This window comes from Idiomarina aquatica (genome assembly GCF_004362895.1).
Lineage (GTDB): Bacteria > Pseudomonadota > Gammaproteobacteria > Enterobacterales > Alteromonadaceae > Idiomarina.
In genome coordinates this window covers 49,282-70,336 of record NZ_SNXI01000001.1, presented here as the reverse complement: position 1 = coordinate 70,336, position 21,055 = coordinate 49,282, and the positions used below count along the sequence as shown (strand labels likewise).

At 47.0% G+C, this 21,055-nt stretch carries 29 protein-coding genes; 4 read left to right on the top strand and 25 right to left on the bottom strand.

What is annotated here, in order from left to right:
• Position 1: 1 nt before the first annotated feature.
• The 7 genes from DEU29_RS00380 to ftsB are packed head-to-tail and all read right to left on the bottom strand — an operon-like array spanning position 2 to position 4,562.
• A complete protein-coding gene (locus tag DEU29_RS00380) occupies positions 2-589 on the bottom strand; it encodes a YqaA family protein (RefSeq protein ID WP_133538220.1) in 588 nt (195 codons plus the stop codon).
• Positions 586-1,224, bottom strand: coding sequence for a protein-L-isoaspartate(D-aspartate) O-methyltransferase (locus DEU29_RS00375; RefSeq protein WP_133538219.1), 639 nt, complete (start codon positions 1,222-1,224; stop codon positions 586-588). Before DEU29_RS00375 ends, DEU29_RS00380 begins: the two co-directional genes overlap by 4 nt.
• A gap of 3 nt (positions 1,225-1,227) precedes the next feature.
• Complete coding sequence (gene surE, locus DEU29_RS00370) at positions 1,228-1,989, bottom strand: 5'/3'-nucleotidase SurE (RefSeq protein WP_133538218.1); 762 nt, start codon at positions 1,987-1,989, stop codon at positions 1,228-1,230.
• Positions 1,967-3,031: a tRNA pseudouridine(13) synthase TruD gene (gene truD / locus DEU29_RS00365; protein WP_133538217.1), complete on the bottom strand. Its 1,065-nt coding sequence runs from the start codon at positions 3,029-3,031 to the stop codon at positions 1,967-1,969. Before truD ends, surE begins: the two co-directional genes overlap by 23 nt.
• A gap of 2 nt (positions 3,032-3,033) precedes the next feature.
• A complete protein-coding gene (gene ispF, locus DEU29_RS00360) occupies positions 3,034-3,516 on the bottom strand; it encodes a 2-C-methyl-D-erythritol 2,4-cyclodiphosphate synthase (RefSeq protein WP_133538216.1) in 483 nt (160 codons plus the stop codon).
• Between the two features lie 24 nt (positions 3,517-3,540).
• Entirely contained in the window at positions 3,541-4,227 is a 687-nt protein-coding gene (ispD, locus tag DEU29_RS00355; protein WP_133538215.1) for a 2-C-methyl-D-erythritol 4-phosphate cytidylyltransferase, read from the bottom strand.
• Positions 4,227-4,562, bottom strand: a complete 336-nt coding sequence (gene ftsB / locus DEU29_RS00350) for a cell division protein FtsB (protein ID WP_133538214.1) — start codon at positions 4,560-4,562, stop codon at positions 4,227-4,229. The genes ispD and ftsB overlap by 1 nt, the downstream gene beginning before the upstream one ends.
• 61 nt (positions 4,563-4,623) lie before the next feature.
• On the opposite strand from ftsB, the gene DEU29_RS00345 reads away from it, so the two are divergent.
• The 3 genes from DEU29_RS00345 to DEU29_RS00335 are packed head-to-tail and all read left to right on the top strand — an operon-like array spanning position 4,624 to position 6,657.
• Positions 4,624-5,343 (top strand): sulfite exporter TauE/SafE family protein, encoded by a 720-nt coding sequence (locus DEU29_RS00345; RefSeq protein ID WP_133538213.1) that lies wholly within the window; start codon positions 4,624-4,626, stop codon positions 5,341-5,343.
• A 9-nt stretch (positions 5,344-5,352) separates the two neighbouring features.
• Positions 5,353-5,649, top strand: a complete 297-nt coding sequence (locus DEU29_RS00340; RefSeq protein WP_133538212.1) for a hypothetical protein — start codon at positions 5,353-5,355, stop codon at positions 5,647-5,649.
• A 9-nt stretch (positions 5,650-5,658) separates the two neighbouring features.
• Positions 5,659-6,657, top strand: coding sequence for a branched-chain amino acid aminotransferase (locus tag DEU29_RS00335; protein WP_133538211.1), 999 nt, complete (start codon positions 5,659-5,661; stop codon positions 6,655-6,657).
• A 4-nt stretch (positions 6,658-6,661) separates the two neighbouring features.
• Here DEU29_RS00335 and DEU29_RS00330 read toward each other — a convergent pair whose 3' ends face one another.
• Together DEU29_RS00330 and DEU29_RS00325 are read right to left on the bottom strand one after the other, a co-directional pair.
• On the bottom strand, positions 6,662-7,165 hold the full coding sequence (locus DEU29_RS00330; protein ID WP_133538210.1) for a GNAT family N-acetyltransferase: 504 nt from the start codon (positions 7,163-7,165) through the stop codon (positions 6,662-6,664).
• A complete protein-coding gene (locus DEU29_RS00325; RefSeq protein ID WP_133538209.1) occupies positions 7,162-7,818 on the bottom strand; it encodes a Fe2+-dependent dioxygenase in 657 nt (218 codons plus the stop codon). Before DEU29_RS00325 ends, DEU29_RS00330 begins: the two co-directional genes overlap by 4 nt.
• 111 nt (positions 7,819-7,929) lie before the next feature.
• On the opposite strand from DEU29_RS00325, the gene DEU29_RS00320 reads away from it, so the two are divergent.
• Positions 7,930-8,745, top strand: coding sequence for a hypothetical protein (locus DEU29_RS00320; protein ID WP_243734379.1), 816 nt, complete (start codon positions 7,930-7,932; stop codon positions 8,743-8,745).
• On the opposite strand, the gene DEU29_RS00315 is transcribed toward DEU29_RS00320, so the two are convergent.
• The 16 genes from DEU29_RS00315 to mazG all read right to left on the bottom strand — a co-directional run bounded on the left by DEU29_RS00315 (position 8,742) and on the right by mazG (position 21,048).
• Complete coding sequence (locus tag DEU29_RS00315) at positions 8,742-9,419, bottom strand: hypothetical protein (protein WP_133538208.1); 678 nt, start codon at positions 9,417-9,419, stop codon at positions 8,742-8,744. The two genes, DEU29_RS00320 and DEU29_RS00315, sit on opposite strands and share 4 nt — an antisense overlap.
• The gene (eno, locus tag DEU29_RS00310) at positions 9,373-10,665 is read right to left on the bottom strand and encodes a phosphopyruvate hydratase (protein WP_133538207.1); all 1,293 of its coding nucleotides are present in this window, start codon (positions 10,663-10,665) and stop codon (positions 9,373-9,375) included. The genes DEU29_RS00315 and eno overlap by 47 nt, the downstream gene beginning before the upstream one ends.
• Positions 10,666-10,693: 28 nt before the next feature.
• Complete coding sequence (locus DEU29_RS00305) at positions 10,694-12,331, bottom strand: CTP synthase (protein WP_133538206.1); 1,638 nt, start codon at positions 12,329-12,331, stop codon at positions 10,694-10,696.
• A 99-nt stretch (positions 12,332-12,430) separates the two neighbouring features.
• A complete protein-coding gene (locus tag DEU29_RS00300) occupies positions 12,431-13,693 on the bottom strand; it encodes a TrkH family potassium uptake protein (RefSeq protein WP_133538205.1) in 1,263 nt (420 codons plus the stop codon).
• A gap of 90 nt (positions 13,694-13,783) precedes the next feature.
• Positions 13,784-14,497, bottom strand: a complete 714-nt coding sequence (locus DEU29_RS00295; protein ID WP_208107588.1) for a response regulator transcription factor — start codon at positions 14,495-14,497, stop codon at positions 13,784-13,786.
• Positions 14,481-15,533: a sensor histidine kinase gene (locus tag DEU29_RS00290; RefSeq protein ID WP_133538203.1), complete on the bottom strand. Its 1,053-nt coding sequence runs from the start codon at positions 15,531-15,533 to the stop codon at positions 14,481-14,483. The genes DEU29_RS00295 and DEU29_RS00290 overlap by 17 nt, the downstream gene beginning before the upstream one ends.
• Before the next feature lies 1 nt (position 15,534).
• Positions 15,535-16,986, bottom strand: a complete 1,452-nt coding sequence (locus DEU29_RS00285) for a TrkH family potassium uptake protein (RefSeq protein ID WP_133538202.1) — start codon at positions 16,984-16,986, stop codon at positions 15,535-15,537.
• Positions 16,987-17,171: 185 nt separating this feature from the next.
• Positions 17,172-17,315, bottom strand: coding sequence for a hypothetical protein (locus tag DEU29_RS13980; RefSeq protein WP_166635854.1), 144 nt, complete (start codon positions 17,313-17,315; stop codon positions 17,172-17,174).
• 24 nt (positions 17,316-17,339) lie between these two features.
• Positions 17,340-17,567: a hypothetical protein gene (locus DEU29_RS00280; protein ID WP_133538201.1), complete on the bottom strand. Its 228-nt coding sequence runs from the start codon at positions 17,565-17,567 to the stop codon at positions 17,340-17,342.
• A 13-nt stretch (positions 17,568-17,580) separates the two neighbouring features.
• Entirely contained in the window at positions 17,581-17,952 is a 372-nt protein-coding gene (locus DEU29_RS00275; protein WP_166635853.1) for an energy transducer TonB, read from the bottom strand.
• 259 nt (positions 17,953-18,211) lie between these two features.
• Positions 18,212-18,565: a hypothetical protein gene (locus DEU29_RS00270; RefSeq protein ID WP_133538199.1), complete on the bottom strand. Its 354-nt coding sequence runs from the start codon at positions 18,563-18,565 to the stop codon at positions 18,212-18,214.
• Positions 18,549-18,767: a type II toxin-antitoxin system prevent-host-death family antitoxin gene (locus DEU29_RS00265; protein ID WP_133538198.1), complete on the bottom strand. Its 219-nt coding sequence runs from the start codon at positions 18,765-18,767 to the stop codon at positions 18,549-18,551. The genes DEU29_RS00270 and DEU29_RS00265 overlap by 17 nt, the downstream gene beginning before the upstream one ends.
• Before the next feature lie 99 nt (positions 18,768-18,866).
• Positions 18,867-19,481, bottom strand: a complete 615-nt coding sequence (locus tag DEU29_RS00260) for a DUF5610 domain-containing protein (protein WP_133538197.1) — start codon at positions 19,479-19,481, stop codon at positions 18,867-18,869.
• Positions 19,482-19,568: 87 nt separating this feature from the next.
• Entirely contained in the window at positions 19,569-19,739 is a 171-nt protein-coding gene (locus DEU29_RS13975; protein WP_166635852.1) for a hypothetical protein, read from the bottom strand.
• A gap of 75 nt (positions 19,740-19,814) precedes the next feature.
• Positions 19,815-20,255 (bottom strand): GNAT family N-acetyltransferase, encoded by a 441-nt coding sequence (locus tag DEU29_RS00255; protein ID WP_133538196.1) that lies wholly within the window; start codon positions 20,253-20,255, stop codon positions 19,815-19,817.
• A 10-nt stretch (positions 20,256-20,265) separates the two neighbouring features.
• Entirely contained in the window at positions 20,266-21,048 is a 783-nt protein-coding gene (mazG, locus tag DEU29_RS00250) for a nucleoside triphosphate pyrophosphohydrolase (protein WP_133538195.1), read from the bottom strand.
• Positions 21,049-21,055 lie beyond the last annotated feature (7 nt).

Genomic DNA, 21,055 nt, shown 5'->3' with positions numbered 1-21,055 from the left:
TTTAGTTAACCCATTGATAAATAAAATAACCGAGTACAGCTACGACTACAACACTCCAACCGATAAAGTCGACATAACGACGTAATTTAAGTGCCATTGCCGGCCCACCGGTTTTAAGTAACCAGGCAACTAGATAAAAACGTAATCCACGACTGACTGCCGACGCAATAATAAAGGGTAAGAACATCATTTGCATGACCCCGGCGGTCACCGTAAACAGTTTATAAGGAATAGGTGAAAAGCCGGCAATAAATACGATCCAGATTCCATACTCAGTGAACCAGTCGCTGACACGGGCTAATTTATCCTGATACCCCAATGCTTCTACCATGGGCAGCACCGCTGCATCGTATGCCCAGTAACCCAGCAAGTATCCCAGCGCCCCGCCTGCAACAGAACATAGGGTAGTTAACGCAGCCAGTCGCCACGCACGCTGCGGCTGCGTCATCGCCATGGGAGCCAACATAACATCAGGCGGGATCGGAAAAATCACTGATTCCGTAAAACTAATTAACCCTAGTAACCAATCTGCCTTTGGGTGTTTCGTCCAGCTGAGCACCCGATCATATAATGCAGAAAATAACTTCAAAGTAATTCACCTTTTACTAATGGCACAAATCGAACATCACCAATCCGTTGCTGTTCAATTTGTTCGCCAAAACGCCTGAGTACAACCAAAGTTTGTTGTTGCTCGCCTACCGGAATAATCATCACACCGCCATCCGCCAGTTGCTCAACCAGCGCTTGCGGTATTTGCGCCGCCGCTGCGGTTACAATAATGCCATCAAACGGCGCCTTACTGCGCCAGCCTTCCCAGCCATCACCATGGCGCATGCTGACGTTGTGCAAATCCAGGTTACGCAGCCGGCGCTTTGCCTGATATTGCAATTGCGCAATACGCTCCACGCTAAATACCTTATCGATCAACTGAGCTAAAATGGCTGTCTGATAACCCGACCCCGTGCCAATTTCCAGGACACTTTTACACTCATGCTGCATCAGCAATTGCGTCATCGTTGCTACCATCAGCGGCTGCGATATCGTTTGTCCATTGCCAATGGGTAATGCTGTGTTCTCATAAGCCTTATGTGCCAGCGACTCCGGCATAAACAATTGCCGCGGCGTGGTTTCGATAACCGAGAGAACATCTGTGTTAGTAATACCCGCCTGACGCAATACCGAAACTAAGCGGCGTGCCGGGCCAGAAGATGAAAAAGCTGTCATGGTTTAATCTTTTAGTTCACCTGCGTTAAGCCAGTCATTCAGGGTATCCTGATGTCGCTTGGCAGTCATGTCCAGACTCAGCGGGGTAATGGATACATAGCCCTCGTGAACAGCTGTAAAATCAGTATCGGGCGCATCATCAGCATGATGACCAATCGGCCCATACCAGAAAATTTCACGGCCAAAAGGATCACGATCATGCACCATTGTCTCGGCACGGTGACGACGCCCAAGACGCGTCACCCGCGTTCCTTTTAATTGCTCATAAGTCATATAAGGAACGTTTACATTCAATACAGTATCAAGGCGCAGCGGGTCTTTTTCCATCGCCGCTACCATCTCTGCTACCACACGCCCCGCGGTATCGTAGTAATCATGGCCTTTACCGCCCATTGATACGGCTATAGCAGGGAGTCCTTTAAAACGCCCTTCCATTGCTGCGGCAACCGTGCCCGAGTAAAACACGTCATCGCCCATATTGGGGCTATCATTAATTCCTGATACAACGAGATCAACTTCGTCCGCAAACGGCGAATTAGTGCCTAAATGCACACAGTCTGTCGGTGTCCCGTTAAGCGAATAAAAACCATTATCCAGTTTTTGTAACCGCAACGGGTTGTGTAATGTCAACGAGTTAGAAGCGCCGCTACAATTTCTGTCAGGTGCAATCACCCGCACGTCTGCCACCTCTTTTAATGCGCGGTACAGCGCGTGAATACCCGGGGCATGAACCCCGTCATCGTTACTCAACAGAATTTTCATCATTTTCGGTCACCGCTAAATCGATAAGTTCATTGATACAGGCTGTCGCGAAACTACCTGTGGGTAAGGTGAAGCTAATTATTGCATCCTGGTTTTGCCACATTAATTCCGGTTGCTGCAGCAACAACCGGTAAGGTCTGCGCGCAGCTTTTAATCGTACCTTAGCAAAGTCAGCAATCCAGTCATCAAATTGCGCTAGTTGGCTGGTCTCAAACTGCAACGCATCGGTAGTAACGTTGCCTACCCCGTCTTCACCCGGCATCGGCCCGGTCAATTGGATATCCGCTGAAGCTAAACGACTAAGCAACTCATCGTCCCATTGCTCAGCAATAAACACCGACTGTGATCCCTGCAACATCACACAGTCACCAGCGAGTGGCATGAACTGATACTGCTGGTATCGAGCTGCAACTACCTGATTAAAAAGATAGGAGCGCATAGCCGACAGCCAGATACTGCGTTTACCTTTAGCAATTTTTGCCGGGCGCTCAGCGCTAATCCATTGGCGCCCGTTCAACAAATTACTCCCGTTAAAACCAAACCGCTGCGCCCCAAAATAATTGAGCGTGCCCTGCGAACACAGTGCTTGCCAGTTTTTTTCAAAACGCTCGGTATCAGCGACATCGCGTAACCGAATAGTGAAGGCATTAGCTTTGTGAAATCCGGTTTTTAATTTTTTAGTACGGCGGATCACCCGTTCAACCTCGACCCCTTCCAGCATCATTTGCTGCCAGTCAAGCGTGTCTTTGCCGGGTAACTGAATAGAAAACCACTGCCAGGTTACCGCGTTGCGGTCTTTCATTCCGGAAAAACTCACATTACGCGGGTGAACGCCGGCAAACTTAGCGAGTTGTTCGGCAACAAATCGTGTGTTGGCACCGGTTTTCTTTATCCATAACCACTGGTGTTCACCTTCGCCCTCGTCATCGACATCCAGTACTTCTCGCACCCGAAAATCAGCCGGTTGCTGCTTAAATGAGGCAGTAGTTTTTTGTTGATTGAGCGTTGGCCAGCTAAGTTGAAACGGTTCAGATATTGAGCTCATGGTTACTGTACCGCCTGCATTAGTATCACGCAGTGGCAGGCCAGGCCTTCTTCACGTCCTACAAAACCGAGTTTTTCGGTCGTTGTCGCCTTAACATTAACTGCTTTACTGGCCGTGCCGAGACCGCTAGCGATGGAGACTTGCATTGGCTCGATATAGGGTGCCATTTTAGGTGATTGCGCCACGATCGTTATGTCCGCATTACCGACCCGGTAACCTTCTTTTGCAGCCAGCTCAACCGCATGTTTTAGCAGTAACATACTGTCGGCATTGGCGAAGCGCTCATCGGTGTCAGGAAAATGTCGCCCAATATCGCCTAAGGCTACCGCCCCCAACACCGCGTCAGTTATCGCATGTAGCACCACATCGCCGTCTGAATGCGCTAGCAGGCCTCGCTCGCTGGGTATGGTTACGCCGCCAAGAACCAGGGGTTTATCAGATCCCCACTTATGCACGTCATAACCATGACCTACCCTAAATTGCATTTAAAACTCCTTGTAAAAGCACATCTATGATGGCTTAAGAATCGTTGCTACCCAACGGAGATCATCGGGGTGGGTAACTTTTATATTATCAAGAGAGCCCATCACCAACCGCGGATGATAGCCCATAGCCTCCATTGCTGAAGCTTCATCAGTTAAGTTCGGGTTATCAATTCCCACTTCACTAATCGCGTCAGCAAGTAGTTCAGCAGCAAAAATTTGGGGGGTCTGCGCCTGCCATAAATCGTCTCTGGCAACGCTTTGCGAAATTATCGTTTGGTCAGGCTCGCTGCGTTTTAACGAGTCACGAACCGGCATCGCCACAATCGCGCCGTTATCACTGCTTACACCAACATCGATAACCTCGGTTAGAATCGACGCCGGTAGTCCGGGTCGCGCAGCATCGTGCACCAGAACGTGACTATAACCCTGATTAATTGCATGCAGGACACCTGACAACACCGATTCTGCGCGCGTTTTGCCACCGGCAACAAACGATATATCGGCAACACTCTTTGCGCTAATGGGGTGTTGTTGTTCATTAACAGCGATAAATACATGCGCTACTCGCGGGTCGTTTTGCACGGCTTCTACTGCATATTGCAGCAGTGTCTTGCCATGCACCGCCAGATATTGTTTGGGCACATCGCTGCGCATCCGTGACCCACTACCTGCTGCGGGAATAACTGCCGCGATTTTCGGCTCTGCAGGCATTAATTCAACTCCTGTCCGTTGTCACGGGAGTAGGTGTCCTGAGCCGGAAGTGAGTCCGGAACTCGACTGGGAATAACGCGAAAAAAAACTTCGTCCTTTTTAATCATACCTAACTCATTACGCGCACGTTCCTCCAGCGCATCCTCGCCTTCGCGAAGATCCTCGATATCGGCATATAAAACCTGATTACGACGCTTGAGGTTGTCGTTGGTTGTCTGCTGACTGTCGACCTCTTTTTGTAGGCGCCAATAATCAGGAAGACTGTTCTTTCCTAACCATAAACGGTATTGTAGCGCCACCAAAACGGTCAATAGCAGCAATATCACCACTCGCATGCGTTGCTCCGTTATTATTATACTTTGTATTATGAATACTTATGGTCAGTGTGAAAAGGCTATGGACATTATTTTTGCCGGTTTAGTGCTGTTTTTTGCAACAACCTTACAGGGAATCAGCGGTTTTGGCTCCGGCTTGGTCGCCGTTCCGATACTGGCATTATGGTTCCCGTTAACGCTGCTGACGCCGGCACTGTCGGTAATAAATATCTTTGTTGCCGCGCTAATTTACTGGAAAAATCGACATGCAGCGCGCCCCAGCCAATGGAAGTGGCTGATTATTGCGGGTGTAGTGGCGTCACTTATTGCCGGCAGTCTATTAGTTTCCATCAACGAACAGTGGCTTAAATTGTGTTTGGGTATTGTCATTATCGCTGTCGCGCTAATTATTGCCAGTGGTCGTCAGCTACCTACAGCCGAACATACCCCGGGCTACATCACCATTGGTACAGGTTCAGGCATATTGAACGGACTGATGACATTAGGTGGGCCTCCGATCGTGCTGTTTTTGGCCAATGCCCGCTTGCCTAAGACACAGTTCAGAGCCACCTTGAGTCTATTTTTCTTGTGTATTGCACTGGCTAATGTGCTTAATTTTAGTCGTCAGGGACTCTATACCGAAACGCACCTTGGCCTAATTGCTGTGCTACTCCCCTGTGCAATAATAGGCGCCGCGCTGGGCCAGAGACTCCAACACCATGTCTCAGAGTACCGTTTTCGGCAGCTGACTATTGGATTAATGCTGTTGTCAGGTATCATAGTGAGCCTTCAAAGCCTGTAAGGAAAACCTATGATCGCAGCTGAGTTTTTAGTGGTAATGCTATGTCTGATCATGATCTTGGTGGGCTATTTACAAGTATACCCCAAGGTTGCCGGTAAAAATTTTAATAAACTGGCGTCTTACGATGGGTTAATGGCTGGCCTGGCCTTGTTTATCGTGGGCTACAAGTATTGGGGGACCGGCTTTGTTTTTTATCTGCTGGGCATTCCGCTTAATTGGTTTTGGTACACGCTGATTATCTACATTGTATTAGAAACCCCCGTCGCGATCTGGTACATCAAAAAACATAATATTCGATTTAAATAAGGACACATCATGGCGGCATTCGGCACCGTATTTATGCCTCAAATGAGTTTGGCAGAATTTAAAGATGCACACTGGACCTATCACAACATGGTCAGTTCCGATCGTATTGAACTACATCCGGGTGCGCATGTTCTGCATTACTCCAGCACCTGCTTTGAGGGCTTAAAAGCGTTTAAACACGCCGATGGCAGCGTGCATATTTTTCGCATGGATCAGAATATCGCCCGCATGCAGCAAAGCAGTCGGCTACTGGCTTTACCTGAGGTAGACTCAGCCCTGCTTGAGCAGATGATTATCGATGCCGTCGGCAGCTTCACTGAACAAGTACCCAGCCCACCCGGATCGATGTATATCCGCCCAACCCATATCGGTACTGAACCAGCCATTGGCAAGGCGGCCAGCCCGACTCAACAGTCGTTGCTTTATGTGCTGCTGTCACCGGTTGGTGATTATTTTTCCGGTGGTATTAAACCACTTAAGTTACTTATAGAGGAAAACGGCTCTCGTTGCGCCGCGCACATGGGCATGATTAAAAGCGGCGGCAACTATGCCAGTGCGTTAGGACCTATTTTAGCCGCCCGGCAACAACATAAAGCCGACCAGGTGCTGTTTTGTCCCGGCGGCGATGTACAAGAAACCGGTGCCGCGAACTTCTTACTGATCGACGATAACCAAATTATCACCAAAGACCTCGACAGTAGCTTTTTACATGGCATTACAAGAGACTCAATCCTGACGTTAGCCCGCGATCTGGGGATGACAGTGAGTGAACGTGCATTGAGCGTTGATGAATTGATTGAACGAGCTGCTAAACCCAACACCGAAGCGGCGCTATCCGGCACAGCTGCGGTGCTGACGCCGGTCGGCTCACTGATACACAACAATAAAACGATAACCGTCGGTAGCGGCGAAGGTGGCCCAGTCACTGAGAAGTTGCGCAAAGCGTTAAATGCGATTCAGTGGGGCGAAGCTGAGGATACACACGGCTGGTTAACGCGTGTTAACTGAGTTGCTAGGTTAGCGACAAATAATAACGATTGATCGGTTGTGCCTCACCGGGCGGCACGACCTCTCCGTCGAGCACAAAGCCGAGCCGATACAACAGTCCAATTGATGCCGTATTGGTCGGATTGCAGATCGCAAATAACGAACCGTAGGCCTGCGCTTTAGCCCAGTTTACTACCGCCTGGTTGGCCTCAAACGCCAGGCCTTTGCCGGTAAATTCGGGTAAAAGCGCATACCCCAGATCCGGCTCAGGCAAGTAATCGCGTTGCAACAAGCCGGCCAATCCAATCGCTTCTCCGCTATCACGCAGTTCAACTTTCCATAAACCGATTCCATATTGCCGGTAACTTGCCTGAGGCCCTTTTGCAATATAATCAATCGCATCGGCTTGGGTTCGGACACCGCGATCAGCAATATTTTCGATAAACGTTGGTTCGTTTAATAGTCGTAAGATAAACGCCCCGTCCTCTTTAGTCAGCGGCTTAATCAGTAAACGTTCCGTTTCTATCATGATACCCACCGTCGTAACAGATTCTGGTAGCTTTTGGTTAGGCGGAAAAATTGTTCGCTGTGGCCGTTCAATTCATGCTCTGTTTTTACTGCAGCCTGCAGATCAAAAAGAATTTCGCGTTGCTGCGGATCGCGCACCAGACTTTGTACCCAACCCACCATCGCTAAGCGCTCGCCGTGTTCGACAGGCTCAACTTGATGCAAATAATGCGAGGGATAAATTAATAAATCGCCGGCATCCAGCCGCCAGCTGCGTTGACCCGAACTATCGTCAATCGTCAGCGCTCCACCTGTATAATCCTGCAACGAGGTAAGACCCAGGGTAAATGAAATGTCAGTACGGATGCCCGCCATTAATGCATCATCCATGTGCATTCCATAAAACTCTCCTTCCGCATACCGGTTGATCATAACGCGGGCAAACTGTTTAGGCCGCATGGCTGAATCAACGCCTGACGCGGCGCGCATTCGTTTTAGTAGTAGCTCGATAATACCGTCGGCCGCCTTAGTTTTTTCTAGTTGCTGATTATTTTTTAGCTCTTTAGCTGCCCACCCGGCGGTTAGTTTGCCGTCGGTAAACGTCTGCCCGGCCAGTTTTTCGCGCACGGCAGTCAGAGTACCCGGATCAATAACCTGTTTTAAGTGAAGGATCATAGTTCAAGCTACCTGTTAGGTTAAGCGATTATTTGCGAATCGTTCTCATTTCTGAGATTATACCGCGAGTTAAAAGGTAAACCTACCTTAACAAACAATAACGAGGATTCTATGATGAACGAGAAGCGTAAAGTCTGGTTAGGCGTTGGTTCTGCTCTTGCCAGCACGCTGGTTACTGGTCAGGCAGTAGCTGACAGCCCCACTCATTACAGTCCATCCACCGCAGTCGTTGCGCCTGGTCCGGTGATGGAAGGCGAAGGCGGAGAAGGTGAAGGCGAAGGTGCGGTCAGTGTCAATTTAGCCGAGAATGACGCGCAATTTCTTGCCCAGCTCGGTCTCATCCGTGGTCACCTCTGGGTCGGTATGAAACTTTATGAGCAGGGCCACATCGATATGGCTAAAACCCATATGAAGCACCCCGGTGACGAATTATACGCTGGTTTGGTAAGCGCGTTTGAAGCTCGCGACCTGCCGGGCTTTGCTGATGAGTTACAGGCGTTGGCCGACGCAGTTAATAATGACAACAGTGCTGAAACCGTTAATAACGCGTATCAAGCACTTCAGCATGCGATCAGCGCTAACGAGCCCATTCAACAAATGTCGGCAGAACAGGTGCTTAAAAGCATTTCAAGTATGTTAGTTATTGCTGCCGACGAGTATGCTATTGGAATTACTAGCGGCGAGGTTAGTAATGTTCATGAGTACCAAGATGCCTTTGGTTTTCAGCAAATCACGTTGGCAAGGCTGGATGCCATCAACAAATCTGAGCAGGAAAAAGCTGCCGCTGAGATAGCCGAAACGCGTCGTATTATTGAGGGTTTAACGTCATTATGGCCAACCACGACGCCCGCAGGTACCGTTGAGGGCGATGCCAGTCGCATCTATGGTGCAGCGTCACGTATCGAGCTAGAAGCCAATAGCCTTTAACGAGCTATCGAAAGTGCGGCCTGAAACTTTTTCCAGTCGAGGGTCGCAACCAATAGTAACTCGCGCAACGTCAGCGTGCGCGGGTTAATTCTTCCTTTATGATTCCATTGATGACCACAACAGGCTGCTGTCATGATGCGCTTGTTAGGTTTTAATAATTGCTCGGTCGTTGTTTCACCCTCACCACTAAAGGTAAACCAGCCGCGGTAATTAAGATGAATTCGGTTATGCTTGCTATCAACCCGATCAATACTGTCCAAAAATATGGTCTTGAGTTCGGGGGTATAATAGCGCACAGGCACTACCAACCCTAACGCCGAATGTTTTGCAAACCAGTCGTGTTGCGCCTTAACCGTACCGCTGGCATCGGGGCATTGTGTTGCTTGCTTACCCTGCCAACTGGCGTTCTGCACATCCAGCGATAGTGGTGAGTCATCCGCAGCCCGCAAGCATCCATGTGCTGCGCGTTGGATGTAAAATGGTAAGCTAGCCAAACGTCGCTGCAGTGCAGCTACCGGCAGGTCGTCGGCATGGGCCAGTTGATTGAGTTCGCGTTCGTACAAGGCAGCGCACAGCTCGGCGAAATCGCCGTGCTGTGCTATTGGCTGAAATATATCAGCCTGCTGATTATCCCGCGTTGATTTCCTGTCTTCCACGGTAAGGCGCTTTGCCATTCAGCTCGCCCTCAATACGTAATAATTGATTGTACTTCGCGACACGGTCAGAACGGCATAATGAGCCGGTCTTGATTTGTCCGGCCGCGGTGCCGACCGCTAAATCAGCAATGGTTGCATCTTCAGTTTCGCCTGAGCGATGCGAAATAACGGCTGAATAACCGGCATCACGCGCCATTTTGATTGCCGCCAATGTTTCAGTCAGGCTACCAATCTGATTAAACTTAATCAAAATCGAGTTAGCAATCGATTTATCGATGCCCTCTTTCAAAATACGGGTGTTGGTGACAAACAGGTCATCACCGACCAGCTGCACTTTATCACCCAGTTTCTCAGTCAATACTTTCCAACCATCCCAATCGCTTTCGTCAAGGCCATCTTCGATTGATACGATTGGATAGCGATCACACAGCTCGGCCAGATAGTCGGCAAACCCTGCCGCGTCAAACGACTTATTCTCGCCAGCCAGTACATATTGACCGTCTTTATAAAACTCAGAGGCTGCACAATCCAACGCCAGAGTAATGTCTTTGCCCATGGCATAGCCGGCCTTTTCAACTGCCTCAACAATGACTTGCAATGCTTCTTCGTTAGAGGCCAAGTTAGGTGCAAAGCCGCCTTCGTCACCAACAGCAGTGCTTAAGCCACGTTGTTGCAGTACTTTCTTAAGGGCATGGAAAACTTCAGCCCCCATGCGCAGCGCTTCTTTAAAGCTTTCTGCACCCACCGGCTGGATCATGAACTCCTGAATATCCACGTTATTATCGGCATGCTCACCACCATTGAGGATGTTCATCATCGGCAATGGCATGCTGTATTGGCCTGCGGTTTCATTCAGGTTGGCAATGTGCTCATACAACGCAATACCCTGACTTGCCGCCGCGGCTTTAGCAACCGCCAGTGACACTGCCAGAATCGCATTGGCGCCCAGCTTCTCTTTATTATCAGTACCATCAAGGCGGAGCATAATGTCATCAATGGCTTGCTGGTTATCTGCATCTTTGCCCATCAAAGCTTCGCCAATAGCGCCATTGATATTATTGACGGCAGTTTGTACGCCCTTGCCCAGATAGCGTGATTTATCGCCATCGCGTAACTCTAATGCTTCACGCGAACCGGTTGAGGCGCCACTCGGTGCAGCTGCCCGGCCCATGTGACCAGATTCCAGGTAAACATCGGCTTCGACAGTTGGGTTGCCGCGCGAATCCATGATTTCGCGAGCAATAATTCGGCTGATTTTGCTCATTATTTGTCCTGTATTTATTCTGTTTAACTTAACCTAAGCGTTCTTTGTTATATTGGCCCGCAGCTTCGATAAAGCCTTTGAAGAGCGGGTGACCATCACGTGGTGTTGAAGTGAATTCCGGATGGAACTGCACAGCAACAAACCAGCGGTGGCCTGGATTTTCGATGATTTCTACCAATTTTTTGTCATGCGAGTAACCACTGATCTTTAAGCCCGCTTTTTCTAACGGCTCGATAAAATGATTATTAACCTCATAACGATGACGATGACGCTCTTCAATCGTCTCTGCACCATACATGGCTAGCGCTTTCGAACCCGGCTCCAGATGACACTCCTGAGCGCCCAGACGCATGGTTCCGCCCAGATCAGAATGCTCGTCACGCAGCTCTTTTTGACCTGACGCATCCATCCATTCGGTAATCAAACCCACCACCGGGCTTTTGCAGTTAGCATCAAACTCGGTGCTGTTGGCGTCGTCAAGCTTGGCTACATTGCGCGCATACTCGATCATCGCAATTTGCATACCCAGACAAATACCTAAATACGGAATATCGTTTTCCCGCGCATACTGCGCCGCCAGTAATTTACCTTCGATACCACGATCACCAAAACCACCCGGCACCAAAATAGCATCAACATCAGCTAACTTGCCGACACCTTTGGTTTCCAGATCCTGGGCATCAATATAGCGAATATTAACCGTTAAGCGATTTTTAAGGCCTGCATGTGCCAGTGCTTCATTCACTGACTTATAAGCGTCCGGTAACTCAACGTATTTACCAACAAATCCGACCGTCACTTCGCCATTTGGATTCGATTCCTGATACAGCACCTGTTCCCATTCGCTTAAGTCAGCTTCAGGGCACTCTAAGCGGAAGCGATGAGTCACAATTTCATCAAGGCCTTGTGATTTCAGCATCGACGGAATTTTGTAAATACTATCGACATCGCGCAGCCCGATTACGGCTTTCTCTTCAACATTGGTAAACAGCGCAATTTTCGAACGCTCGGAGGCCGGCAAACTGCGGTCAGAGCGACATATCAAAATATCCGGCTGAATACCGATAGAACGCAATTCTTTTACTGAGTGCTGAGTCGGTTTGGTTTTTACTTCGCCGGCGGCGCCAAGGAAAGGAACCAGCGTGAGGTGCATAAACAAAGTATGATCACGGCCCACTTCTGTGCCTAATTGGCGAATCGCTTCTAAGAACGGTTGTGACTCGATATCACCGACGGTGCCGCCGATCTCGATAATGGCGACGTCAAAGCCTTTGGCTCCCTCGACAACGCGACGTTTAATTTCGTTGGTAATGTGGGGGATGACCTGAATGGTCGCACCTAAAAACTCACCCTTACGTTCACGACGGATAATATCCTCGTACACACGACCTGCGGTGAAGTTATTGTGCTGCGTCATACGCGTGCGAATAAAACGCTCGTAATGACCTAAATCTAAATCAGTTTCAGCACCGTCAGAAGTCACAAAAACTTCGCCGTGCTGAATTGGACTCATGGTGCCCGGATCCACGTTAATGTATGGATCCAGCTTCATGATAGTTACCTTGAGGCCCCGTGCTTCAAGAATCGCTGCTAGTGAGGCTGCAGCAATACCTTTTCCCAGCGAGGATACCACTCCGCCGGTTACGAAAATATAATTTGTCGCCATGTTTTACCCAGTTGGTCAGGTCAATGTAGGGATTTCTTTAAGACGGGAAAACAGTATACCGAAAGACCGACTAAACGACAATCGAAAAGCACTAGCCAATTAACCGATGGGAATTTCGGTAGAAGGATAGCGCACCCTGTTTCGCTTAGGTTTTGCCAACAAATAACCTAGCGTTAGCGGACCGATGCGTCCGAAAAACATTAGGAACATGATTAAGAACTGACCAAATGGGTTGAGCTCACCGGTAATTCCACGCGAAAGTCCGACTGTGCCAAATGCAGAGACCACCTCGAAAATAGCATCGATGAACCGCAAATTATGCGTAGCAGACAGCAAAAAGAATGCAATCCAGATCAGCGATACCGATATCACCGTCAAAGCAAATGCTTTTCTAACCGTATGTTCGGGAATACTACGATTAAAAATACGTATTTCCTCACGCTGCCGCAAAAACGCGTAAGTTGACAAAATTAACACCACAAAAGTCATTAATTTTATACCTGAAGACGTACTAATTGACCCTGCTCCCACAAACATCAGTAGTATCGTTAAGATGGTGGTTCCATCGTTATAACCTGCAACATCCAATGTATTAAAGCCTGCGGTTCGCGGCGTGGTGGCATGAAACCAGGCTGCCCACCAACGTTCACTTTCGGCCAGTGCACCCAGGGTCGCGGAGTTATTCCACTCCAGCAACAAAAACAATAACATGACAACAACATTGATTATGACTGTGCTGATGATCATGACGCGACTGTAAAGATTCAACTTATGCCAACGACGCTGGCGATAAAGATCGATCCAGACAACAAAGCCCAGCCCACCGGTAATAAATAATCCAGTAATAATTAGATTAGTCCCCGGGTCGCCTACGTAGGCTGACAAACTGTCGGAGGATAATGCAAAGCCTGCGTTATTAAAGGCAGAAATCGCATAAAAGAAGCTATGGAATAGCGCATCTGCGATAGGCATTTCATCTATCCAGCATATAAACAACAGCACCATTCCTAAGCTTTCAACCATGAGCGCAAATAAAACAACTGATTTGGCGGTAGAAGTAACCGTCGCCAGCTTGGTCTGATTAAAAGCTGTGGCAGCAACTTGTTGATGGAACACACCAATTTTACCACCTATTGCTATAAGCGTTACCACCGCAAAGGTCATCAAACCGAGCCCGCCAAATTGGATTAGCAAGGCAATAACAGTCTGCCCAAAAAGCGTAAAGTCTGCACCTGTATCAACAACCACCAAACCGGTTACTGTAACCGCCGAGGTTGCCGTAAACAGCGCATCAATAACACCAATACTTTGATGGGTCGCAAACGGCAATAATAGCAGCCCAGCGCCAACCACAATTAACATTAAGAAGCTAAGCGCCAGGATGGCTGGAGGACTAAGTTTTAGATTACCTGAGCGAGCCGCTACCGGGTTACTTATAATAGGTCAGTCCTCTTAGTTGACGTCATCAAGTTTAGCCGCAATAAACCGATAGCCTACCCCAGCTTCTGTTTCTATAAAACGGGGAGCGCTGATATTATCCTTTAATTTTTTTCGTAACTGGCTAATAAAAATACGCAGATAATGTGTATCATTTTGATGTGACACCCCCCAAATTTCACGCAGCAATTGCTCCTGAGTCACCAACTTATTAGCATGACTTGCTAAATAATTTAGTAGCGCAAATTCTTTTCGTGACAGAGACAACCATTCGCTATCGAGTTTAACCCGGTGGCTTTCACGATTAATTTCTAACCCTTTAAAGGTTAATATGGCTTGCTGCTGTTGGCTGGTTTCCTGGTTAGAGTCACGAATCAACACATAGAGTCGAGCCATAAACTCGCTGATACCAAACGGCTTAGTCAAATAATCATTAGCGCCGGCTCTCAGCAGTTTTACTTTCTCCGCTTCTTCATCTCTTGCTGTCAGCACCAGAACAGGAACATTGCTCCATCCCCTTAACTTTTGTAGTACCTCATAACCATCACTATCCGGTAAGCCTAAATCAAGCACTACCACGTGAGGAGTATGCCGGGATGCCTGCTTTAAAGCGTCATCGGCGTTGGCAGCTTCAAAAAAAGTATAGCCCTCAGCCAACAGCGACACTTTCATGAATCGCCGAATCTGAGGTTCGTCATCAACCACTAGAACTTTAAACGGCGGCCGCATCACCATGACCTCCTTCAGACTCACTACTTAGCGGAAGTATTACCCGAATGTGACACCCGCTGCTCGCATCAACAAGCTCAATAGAACCTTTATGTAGTTCAATAATCCCTTTACTGACAGGTAGGCCTAAGCCCGTACCTCCGGTTCCGGAATCGCGCTGACGAGACGAATAAAATACATCAAAAATTTGCGCTCGTTCAGACTTATTAACACCGGGTCCCGAATCGATAATATCGACAACAGCATTTGTTCCTTGCTTTGATATTGTTATCTCTACCGGCTGGCTTGTGCCGGCATACTGATATGCATTATCGATAATATTAAAAAAGGCTTGTTCAAGCAGTGTCGTTTGCATCGCGACCAACAGTTCATCGTCGTCGCTGTGTATAACCAACTTCTTAGGCGCTACAAACCGTTGCTTGACTCGCCCAAGTAATGCCTGAATGTCAAACTCAAATAACTGGACGTTAGTAACGCCGTGTTGCAGCCGGGTTGCCTGCAACAAATTCTCTATATAGCGATGCAGTCGCCCACTCTCATCTATGGCGCCCTGTATCAAATCTTCCCGATCGTCAGGTAGCAGTTTACCATGGTACAACTGCAACGTGCTTAGGTTACCCATAATGGTTGCTAATGGGGTACGCAAATCATGCGATACACTGAGTAAAATATTAGAGCGTAACTGAGACTGTCGTAAGCGTTCCCGTTGAACTCTAAAAGATGTAGTCAAATGACTAATGGCAACCGCAACCAGAAAAAAGACCAATGCCGTTACCATTTCATCGGCATCCGTCATGTGTAACGTGTAACGTGGCTCACTAAATAAAAAATTAAATGCCAGAATTGCCAAAACCGTCGTTATCAAGGCACCGATGAAATTGGTTATAAATGCCACCACCACGACTGTTAGCAACAGCAATAAAGCAACACCGGCTGTCGGTAATAGCCAAGCTTCAAGATAAAAAAGCACGGTGGTTGAAACCGCCAGGACCAGTGCCGCAACCAAAGAGCGCTTCCAGATAGATAAGTGACTCAAATTAGTCTCTCCAAAACTTCGGCAGCAATAATGTTAATACCGTAAAGTATTCCAACCGACCCAAAATCATCGCGAATGATAACAACCAAGTGCCCGTATCAGATACTGGAATAAAGTTGCTGGAAACTTCACCAAAGCCCGGCCCCAATACATTAATACATGCGACAACAGCAGTAAAAGCGCTAAAAAAATCTAACCCCGTCATAGTCAACAAAACAGTCAACACGAGTGAGCTAATGGCGACTAACAACATAAATCCCATTACCGCCAAAATGACATCGTTTTTAACGACTTTTCCTTGATAGCGAACATGCAGAATAGCCTGCGGGTGAATCGCCTGCATCATTTGCTGACGTAAGATTTTCACCGTCAGAATATTGCGGATAAACTTATTACCACCGGCGGTCGAACCCGCACATCCGCCTAAATAGCTGGCAAAAATCAATAACCCAGCTGTTGCTGCGGGCCAGGCAGATAGGTCATCAGCACCGTAGCCTGTGCTGGTCATAAACGAAATAACATGAAACACTGACTGGCTAATTGTTTCACTAACACGCTCATGAGTATTTGTGGATAAAACAAACAAGGTGGTAATTGCGCCGAGAATAAGAATACTCAACAGCATCCATCGTGTTTCTTCGTCCTTGATATAGCCGCTTAATGACCGGCGAGTGAAATTATTATGATGTAAGGCGAAGCTTATTGCGCCCAAAATCATAAACACATCGGCCACGGCTAAAATATAATGATTATCAAAATGTCCCATACTGCCATCATATGGGGAGAATCCGCCGGTGGACACGGTCGTAAAGGCATGAGCTATTGCATCGAAGCTTTCCATGCCTGCTAACCAGTAAGCTAGCCCACAACTCACTGTCAATACAACATAAACTGCCCATAGATAGCGTGATGTGCTGCTTACGCGCGGCGCTAATTTATCGTTCTTGATCGGGCCTGGTGTTTCTGCCCGCAGCAGTCTCATGCCGCCGACGTTCAACATCGGCAGAATGGCTACTACAAAAATAACGATCCCTAAACCACCCATCCACTGCAAAAACTGGCGGTACAACAGAAAACTTCGTGGCATATCATCAAGGCCGACCAATATGGTTGCGCCAGTGGTCGTCATTGCACTAATCGATTCAAAAGTTGCGTCGGTAAAACTAACCCCGGTGATAAACCAAATGGGTAATGCGCCTAAGACACCCACCACAACCCAAGTGAATGATGCAAAAGCGAGTGCTTCACGATAGAAAAGTTTGGTTAACTTTGCGCGGTGATATCGCACATATAAGAGAATTGCGAATGCAAAGCCAATTAGACCCGAGTAAATAAATTGAATAACGGTTTTGTCTTTAAAAACAAATAACGCCAATACTGCAAACAGCCATTGAATACCTGCAATCCAAACGACCGGCCAAAACAGTAATCGCACCGTTGCATTAAAATTCACGAGACCAACCCGGTTAGCACATTATTTACTTATAGCCTAACCAAAGCTGGTATAAAATTGCCGTCAAATTTTAGCTCGGGGGTATAAAAAAAGCGTAAAATTTATTCGTAGATAGGCGTTCAGACTACGGTTTTGTCGCCTGACGTTTTAGACTTGTAACAAGCTCTACTTTCATAGCATACCGCCTAGTCAGCTAATAAAGCTTCATAACTTATCGTTGGCTCGGCTACTCGGTCCTCAAAAGCGGCTAGATCTTCTTGATCTTCTGCTAACGCAGCATGTAATTGAGGGTCAAAGTAAATCGTTGACCGCTTTGTTGTCTCGCTCATGAGACTCTCCTACACTTCAAGCACTTAATTAATATCAAACGCGCCAAGTGCTTTACGTTTCCAATAAGGCCGGATTAAAAGCCTCCAAACCCAATAGCCAGTTGCAATTGCATAAAGCACATTTTTACCTAAAAACATCCAGTCAAAACCGGTATCAGACCAGTAGAAAACGATATCAATCACTGCTCCGATGAAAACTAATAAACAAACAACAGCGACTATAAATAAAAGAGAATCTTTTAAATCTTTCATTACTTACTTCCAGTTAACGCACCATCATACCGCGTGAATAAATAGTATCCTCACCCGGGCAGGAATATTCCGGCTCTATTGTTGAGCAGGACTGGTTAGCTTTATCGAAACAGAAGTCAAAACGAGTTTGGGTTTTCACAGGCTCAGAAGTAATGTTTTTGGGAAGCTTATTCCATTTCCAGTTGGTAACAACGTCTTTGGCTACGGCTGAAAAGTGTTTATTAGTCGACTTAACAACCACGACGTCTTTGATGTTATTGTCTGACGTTATTACGTATTCAACGGTAGCGCAACCTTCTAGCGAATTAATAACGGCTTGCTGAGGATATCTTGCCGGGAACCGTTCTAATTGCGCCCACTTCGATTTGCCAAGTTCATTATCCACAACCGGTAAGTTGGGGTATTCAATGTTAGTGCTAGTAGTTGCACAACCACTAATTACTAAAATGCTGATAAAGAACCAATGGTAAAGCGTTTAGTCATGCCACTTCCTATGTGCTCTATGAGGTAGCCTCGCCCAGCACCCGAGAAGAGCTAAGCGAGTCGTTATAAAAACGTTAACTACGATAATTTCTTTAACTCAGAAAAGCAAATAAGTGGCGGTAAGAGCGGTAAACCGTGGCTAACTGATTGTTTATAACTATCTAAATCAAAAGGTTTACTTCGAAGAGCAGCTTGCGGATGTTTTGCTTAGTCGACATTAATAACAAGAGTTCGACTTTTTGATTAGCTTCATCAACTTTATAAAATACAAGGTTATAGTCATCAACCAACCACTGCCTATAATCAGTGATCCCAAGACTAAGCAGTCGCTCGCTAATGGGGCCTATTTTAGGGCTAACTGGCAGTTGTTCTTTAATCCTGTGTTTTATGTTGGCAATCACTTTATCAGCAATCGACTCTGAATAATTGTGTTCTATGAAGCTACGGAAGCGTCTGGTAGACAACTTAAAGACACGAGAGGCTTCTACTACATAAAACTCACTCGAATGCTTCATCAAGGCTCAACCTTTTGTCACCCAACGACTTTTCGGATAGCTTGAGAAGCTTCAAAAGTGCTAGAGTTTCTTGTTGAAACTCATAATCGGCAAAAGACTGAACCACGTAAGCGGGTTTGCCCTTTTTAGTAACAAGCAACTCTTCATTGAGTTCAAGAGAATTAGCGTTTTCTTTTAGATAAGTAACCGTTTCAGTTTTCATAAAAGGCCTCAAAAAGACTTTTTAAAGACTGTTTATAACTATAACACTACTTCTACAGTGCGCAACTCTTTATGTTCCAGTTAGCCGAGCTTGTTGCCTTCAGTCGCTTTCAGGGCCGCGCTCAGTTTCACTATCAGAATCGCCTTGTTTCTTGGCTTCTTCAAGTACTTGCTCACGGAAGCTTTCAAGACCTTGCTCTATTAGCTTGTAGGTTTCATCAGCATCGCTTTCTACTTTGCCCTCGTAAACTTGTAGGCCTTGCAAAATAGTCACCGCTTCGTTAAATCCTTTGTCGATGCCGCCTTTTATCAGTTCCAGAAAGTTATTCAGCGTCTCTTCTTCTGAGTCGCCAGGGTTTAATTCTTTGTAACGGCTGTAAAAGTTGGTGGCAAAGGAGACAATGCGATCAGCCGTGGCTTTAGGGGAAGTGTCGACGCCGGACTCGTAAATTTTCTTCGCTGCGTTCTTGCCCATGACAGGATCAAGCTCAGCATTAATGCCTTCGAGTGCGGTCTTGTACAGCAAGCTTAATGACTCATTGTTACTATTTAATGAGACCTTTTCATGCGCCGCTAATATCGCAGCGTTATAGGCCTTTTTCGATTCCGCCTTTACGTCGTTAACACCGCGATTATCAGCATTAGCTTCTGCTCTTACGCTATTAGGGCTAGGCTTACCAGAGCCTGTTACGGAGTTGGTTGGATTAATAGGCATGATGGACTCCTGCAAAGTCGGCTATCACTGACTTTCAGTATAGTCCGTAACCTTATTATCGGCAGGCTTTGATTAATACTTAGGCGTTTAGCCTTCTGATTTAGGTTTCAGAGAGTTATAAACCGCAAAAATGACCGTGCAAAATACACCAACAAAAATAGCGCGATAAAAGTCAGCACCAGAGAGCCCATTAGTCAATACTTCATAAATAGCCACACCAACACCAATTCCCAGGCCGGTGAGTAATGCGTTTTTCATTATTATTCTCCCTTGTTTAAAAGCTTATTACTTTTAGTGACTAAATCACCACTAATTTAACTTCTTAAAAGGGTCTTAGGACACGTTTAACTCCATATAATAAAATCGGTCGTCCTCGTTAGTCAGCGTGAAGCCGAACTTGTCATATAAGCGATATGCAGGACTAATTTTGAATACCTTCAGCATTAGCCTGTAAGCTCCAGGCTCTTCAGCTCTTCGTTTTGCTTCGGCCAACACCGCCCTGCCAATACCTTTGTTCTGAAAGTCCTTGATAATTTGAAGATCTCTTAACCAGCAAGAATCACCATCAAATGAAAGGCGCAACGCTCCAATTAGTTGACCGTCACACAAAATATCCCAATTATCTAAGTCGACAATTTGTTCCAGTATTTTAGATTCTTGCCAACCAACTCCGTAATGTTCGTAATACGAGCGCATATTGTCGTAAGTGATTGCGGCTGATTTAGACAAGTCTTGCGTCAGTCTAAAAGAAATAGCTTCGGTTAGTTTATACATGAGAGCTCAGTCAAGCCTTCTTAGCCTGTTGCCACAAAGCTTCGAGCTCATCTAAATTGCAGTCAGTGGGATGCTTGTCTCGCTCGCTTAGACGTTGCTCTATGTTTTGGAAGCGGCTTTTGAATTTTTCGTTAGCGCGTTGCAGAGCTGCTTCTGGGTTCACTTGTTTGTGGCGTGCGAGGTTAACAACAGCGAACAGTAAGTCGCCAATTTCTTCTTCGATGTGCTCTTGGTCTGTCGCCTCTTTTACTTCTTGTATTTCCTCTTCAATTTTGTCGTATACCGGCTCGGCTTCTGGCCAGTCGAAACCCACCGAAGCCGCACGCTTTTGCAGTTTGGCGGCTTTTAAAATGCTCGGCAACTGACTGGGTATGTCGTCAAACACAGAGCCACGGGCATTTTTCTCTGTACGCTCTTGCTGCTTTATTTGTTCCCATTGGGCTTTAATTTCAGCATCGGACAAGTTGCGTTCGGCATCACTGCCAAATACATGAGGGTGGCGGCTAATCAACTTATTGGCGGTATGTGCGGCAATGTCGTCAAACATAAAGTCGCCCTGCTCTTTCGCCAGCTGTGCATAAAACACCACCTGGAACAGCAAGTCACCGAGCTCGTCCTTTATCGCGGCCATGTCACCCGATTGAATCGCATCAACCACTTCGTAGGTTTCTTCTATGGTGTAAGGCAGCAGTGACTCAAAGTTTTGCTTTAAATCCCAGGGGCAGCCACCCTCGGGGTCGCGCAACCGACGCATGACTTCTGTTAATTCGGCGACACCATTAAATTCACTCATTTATAAA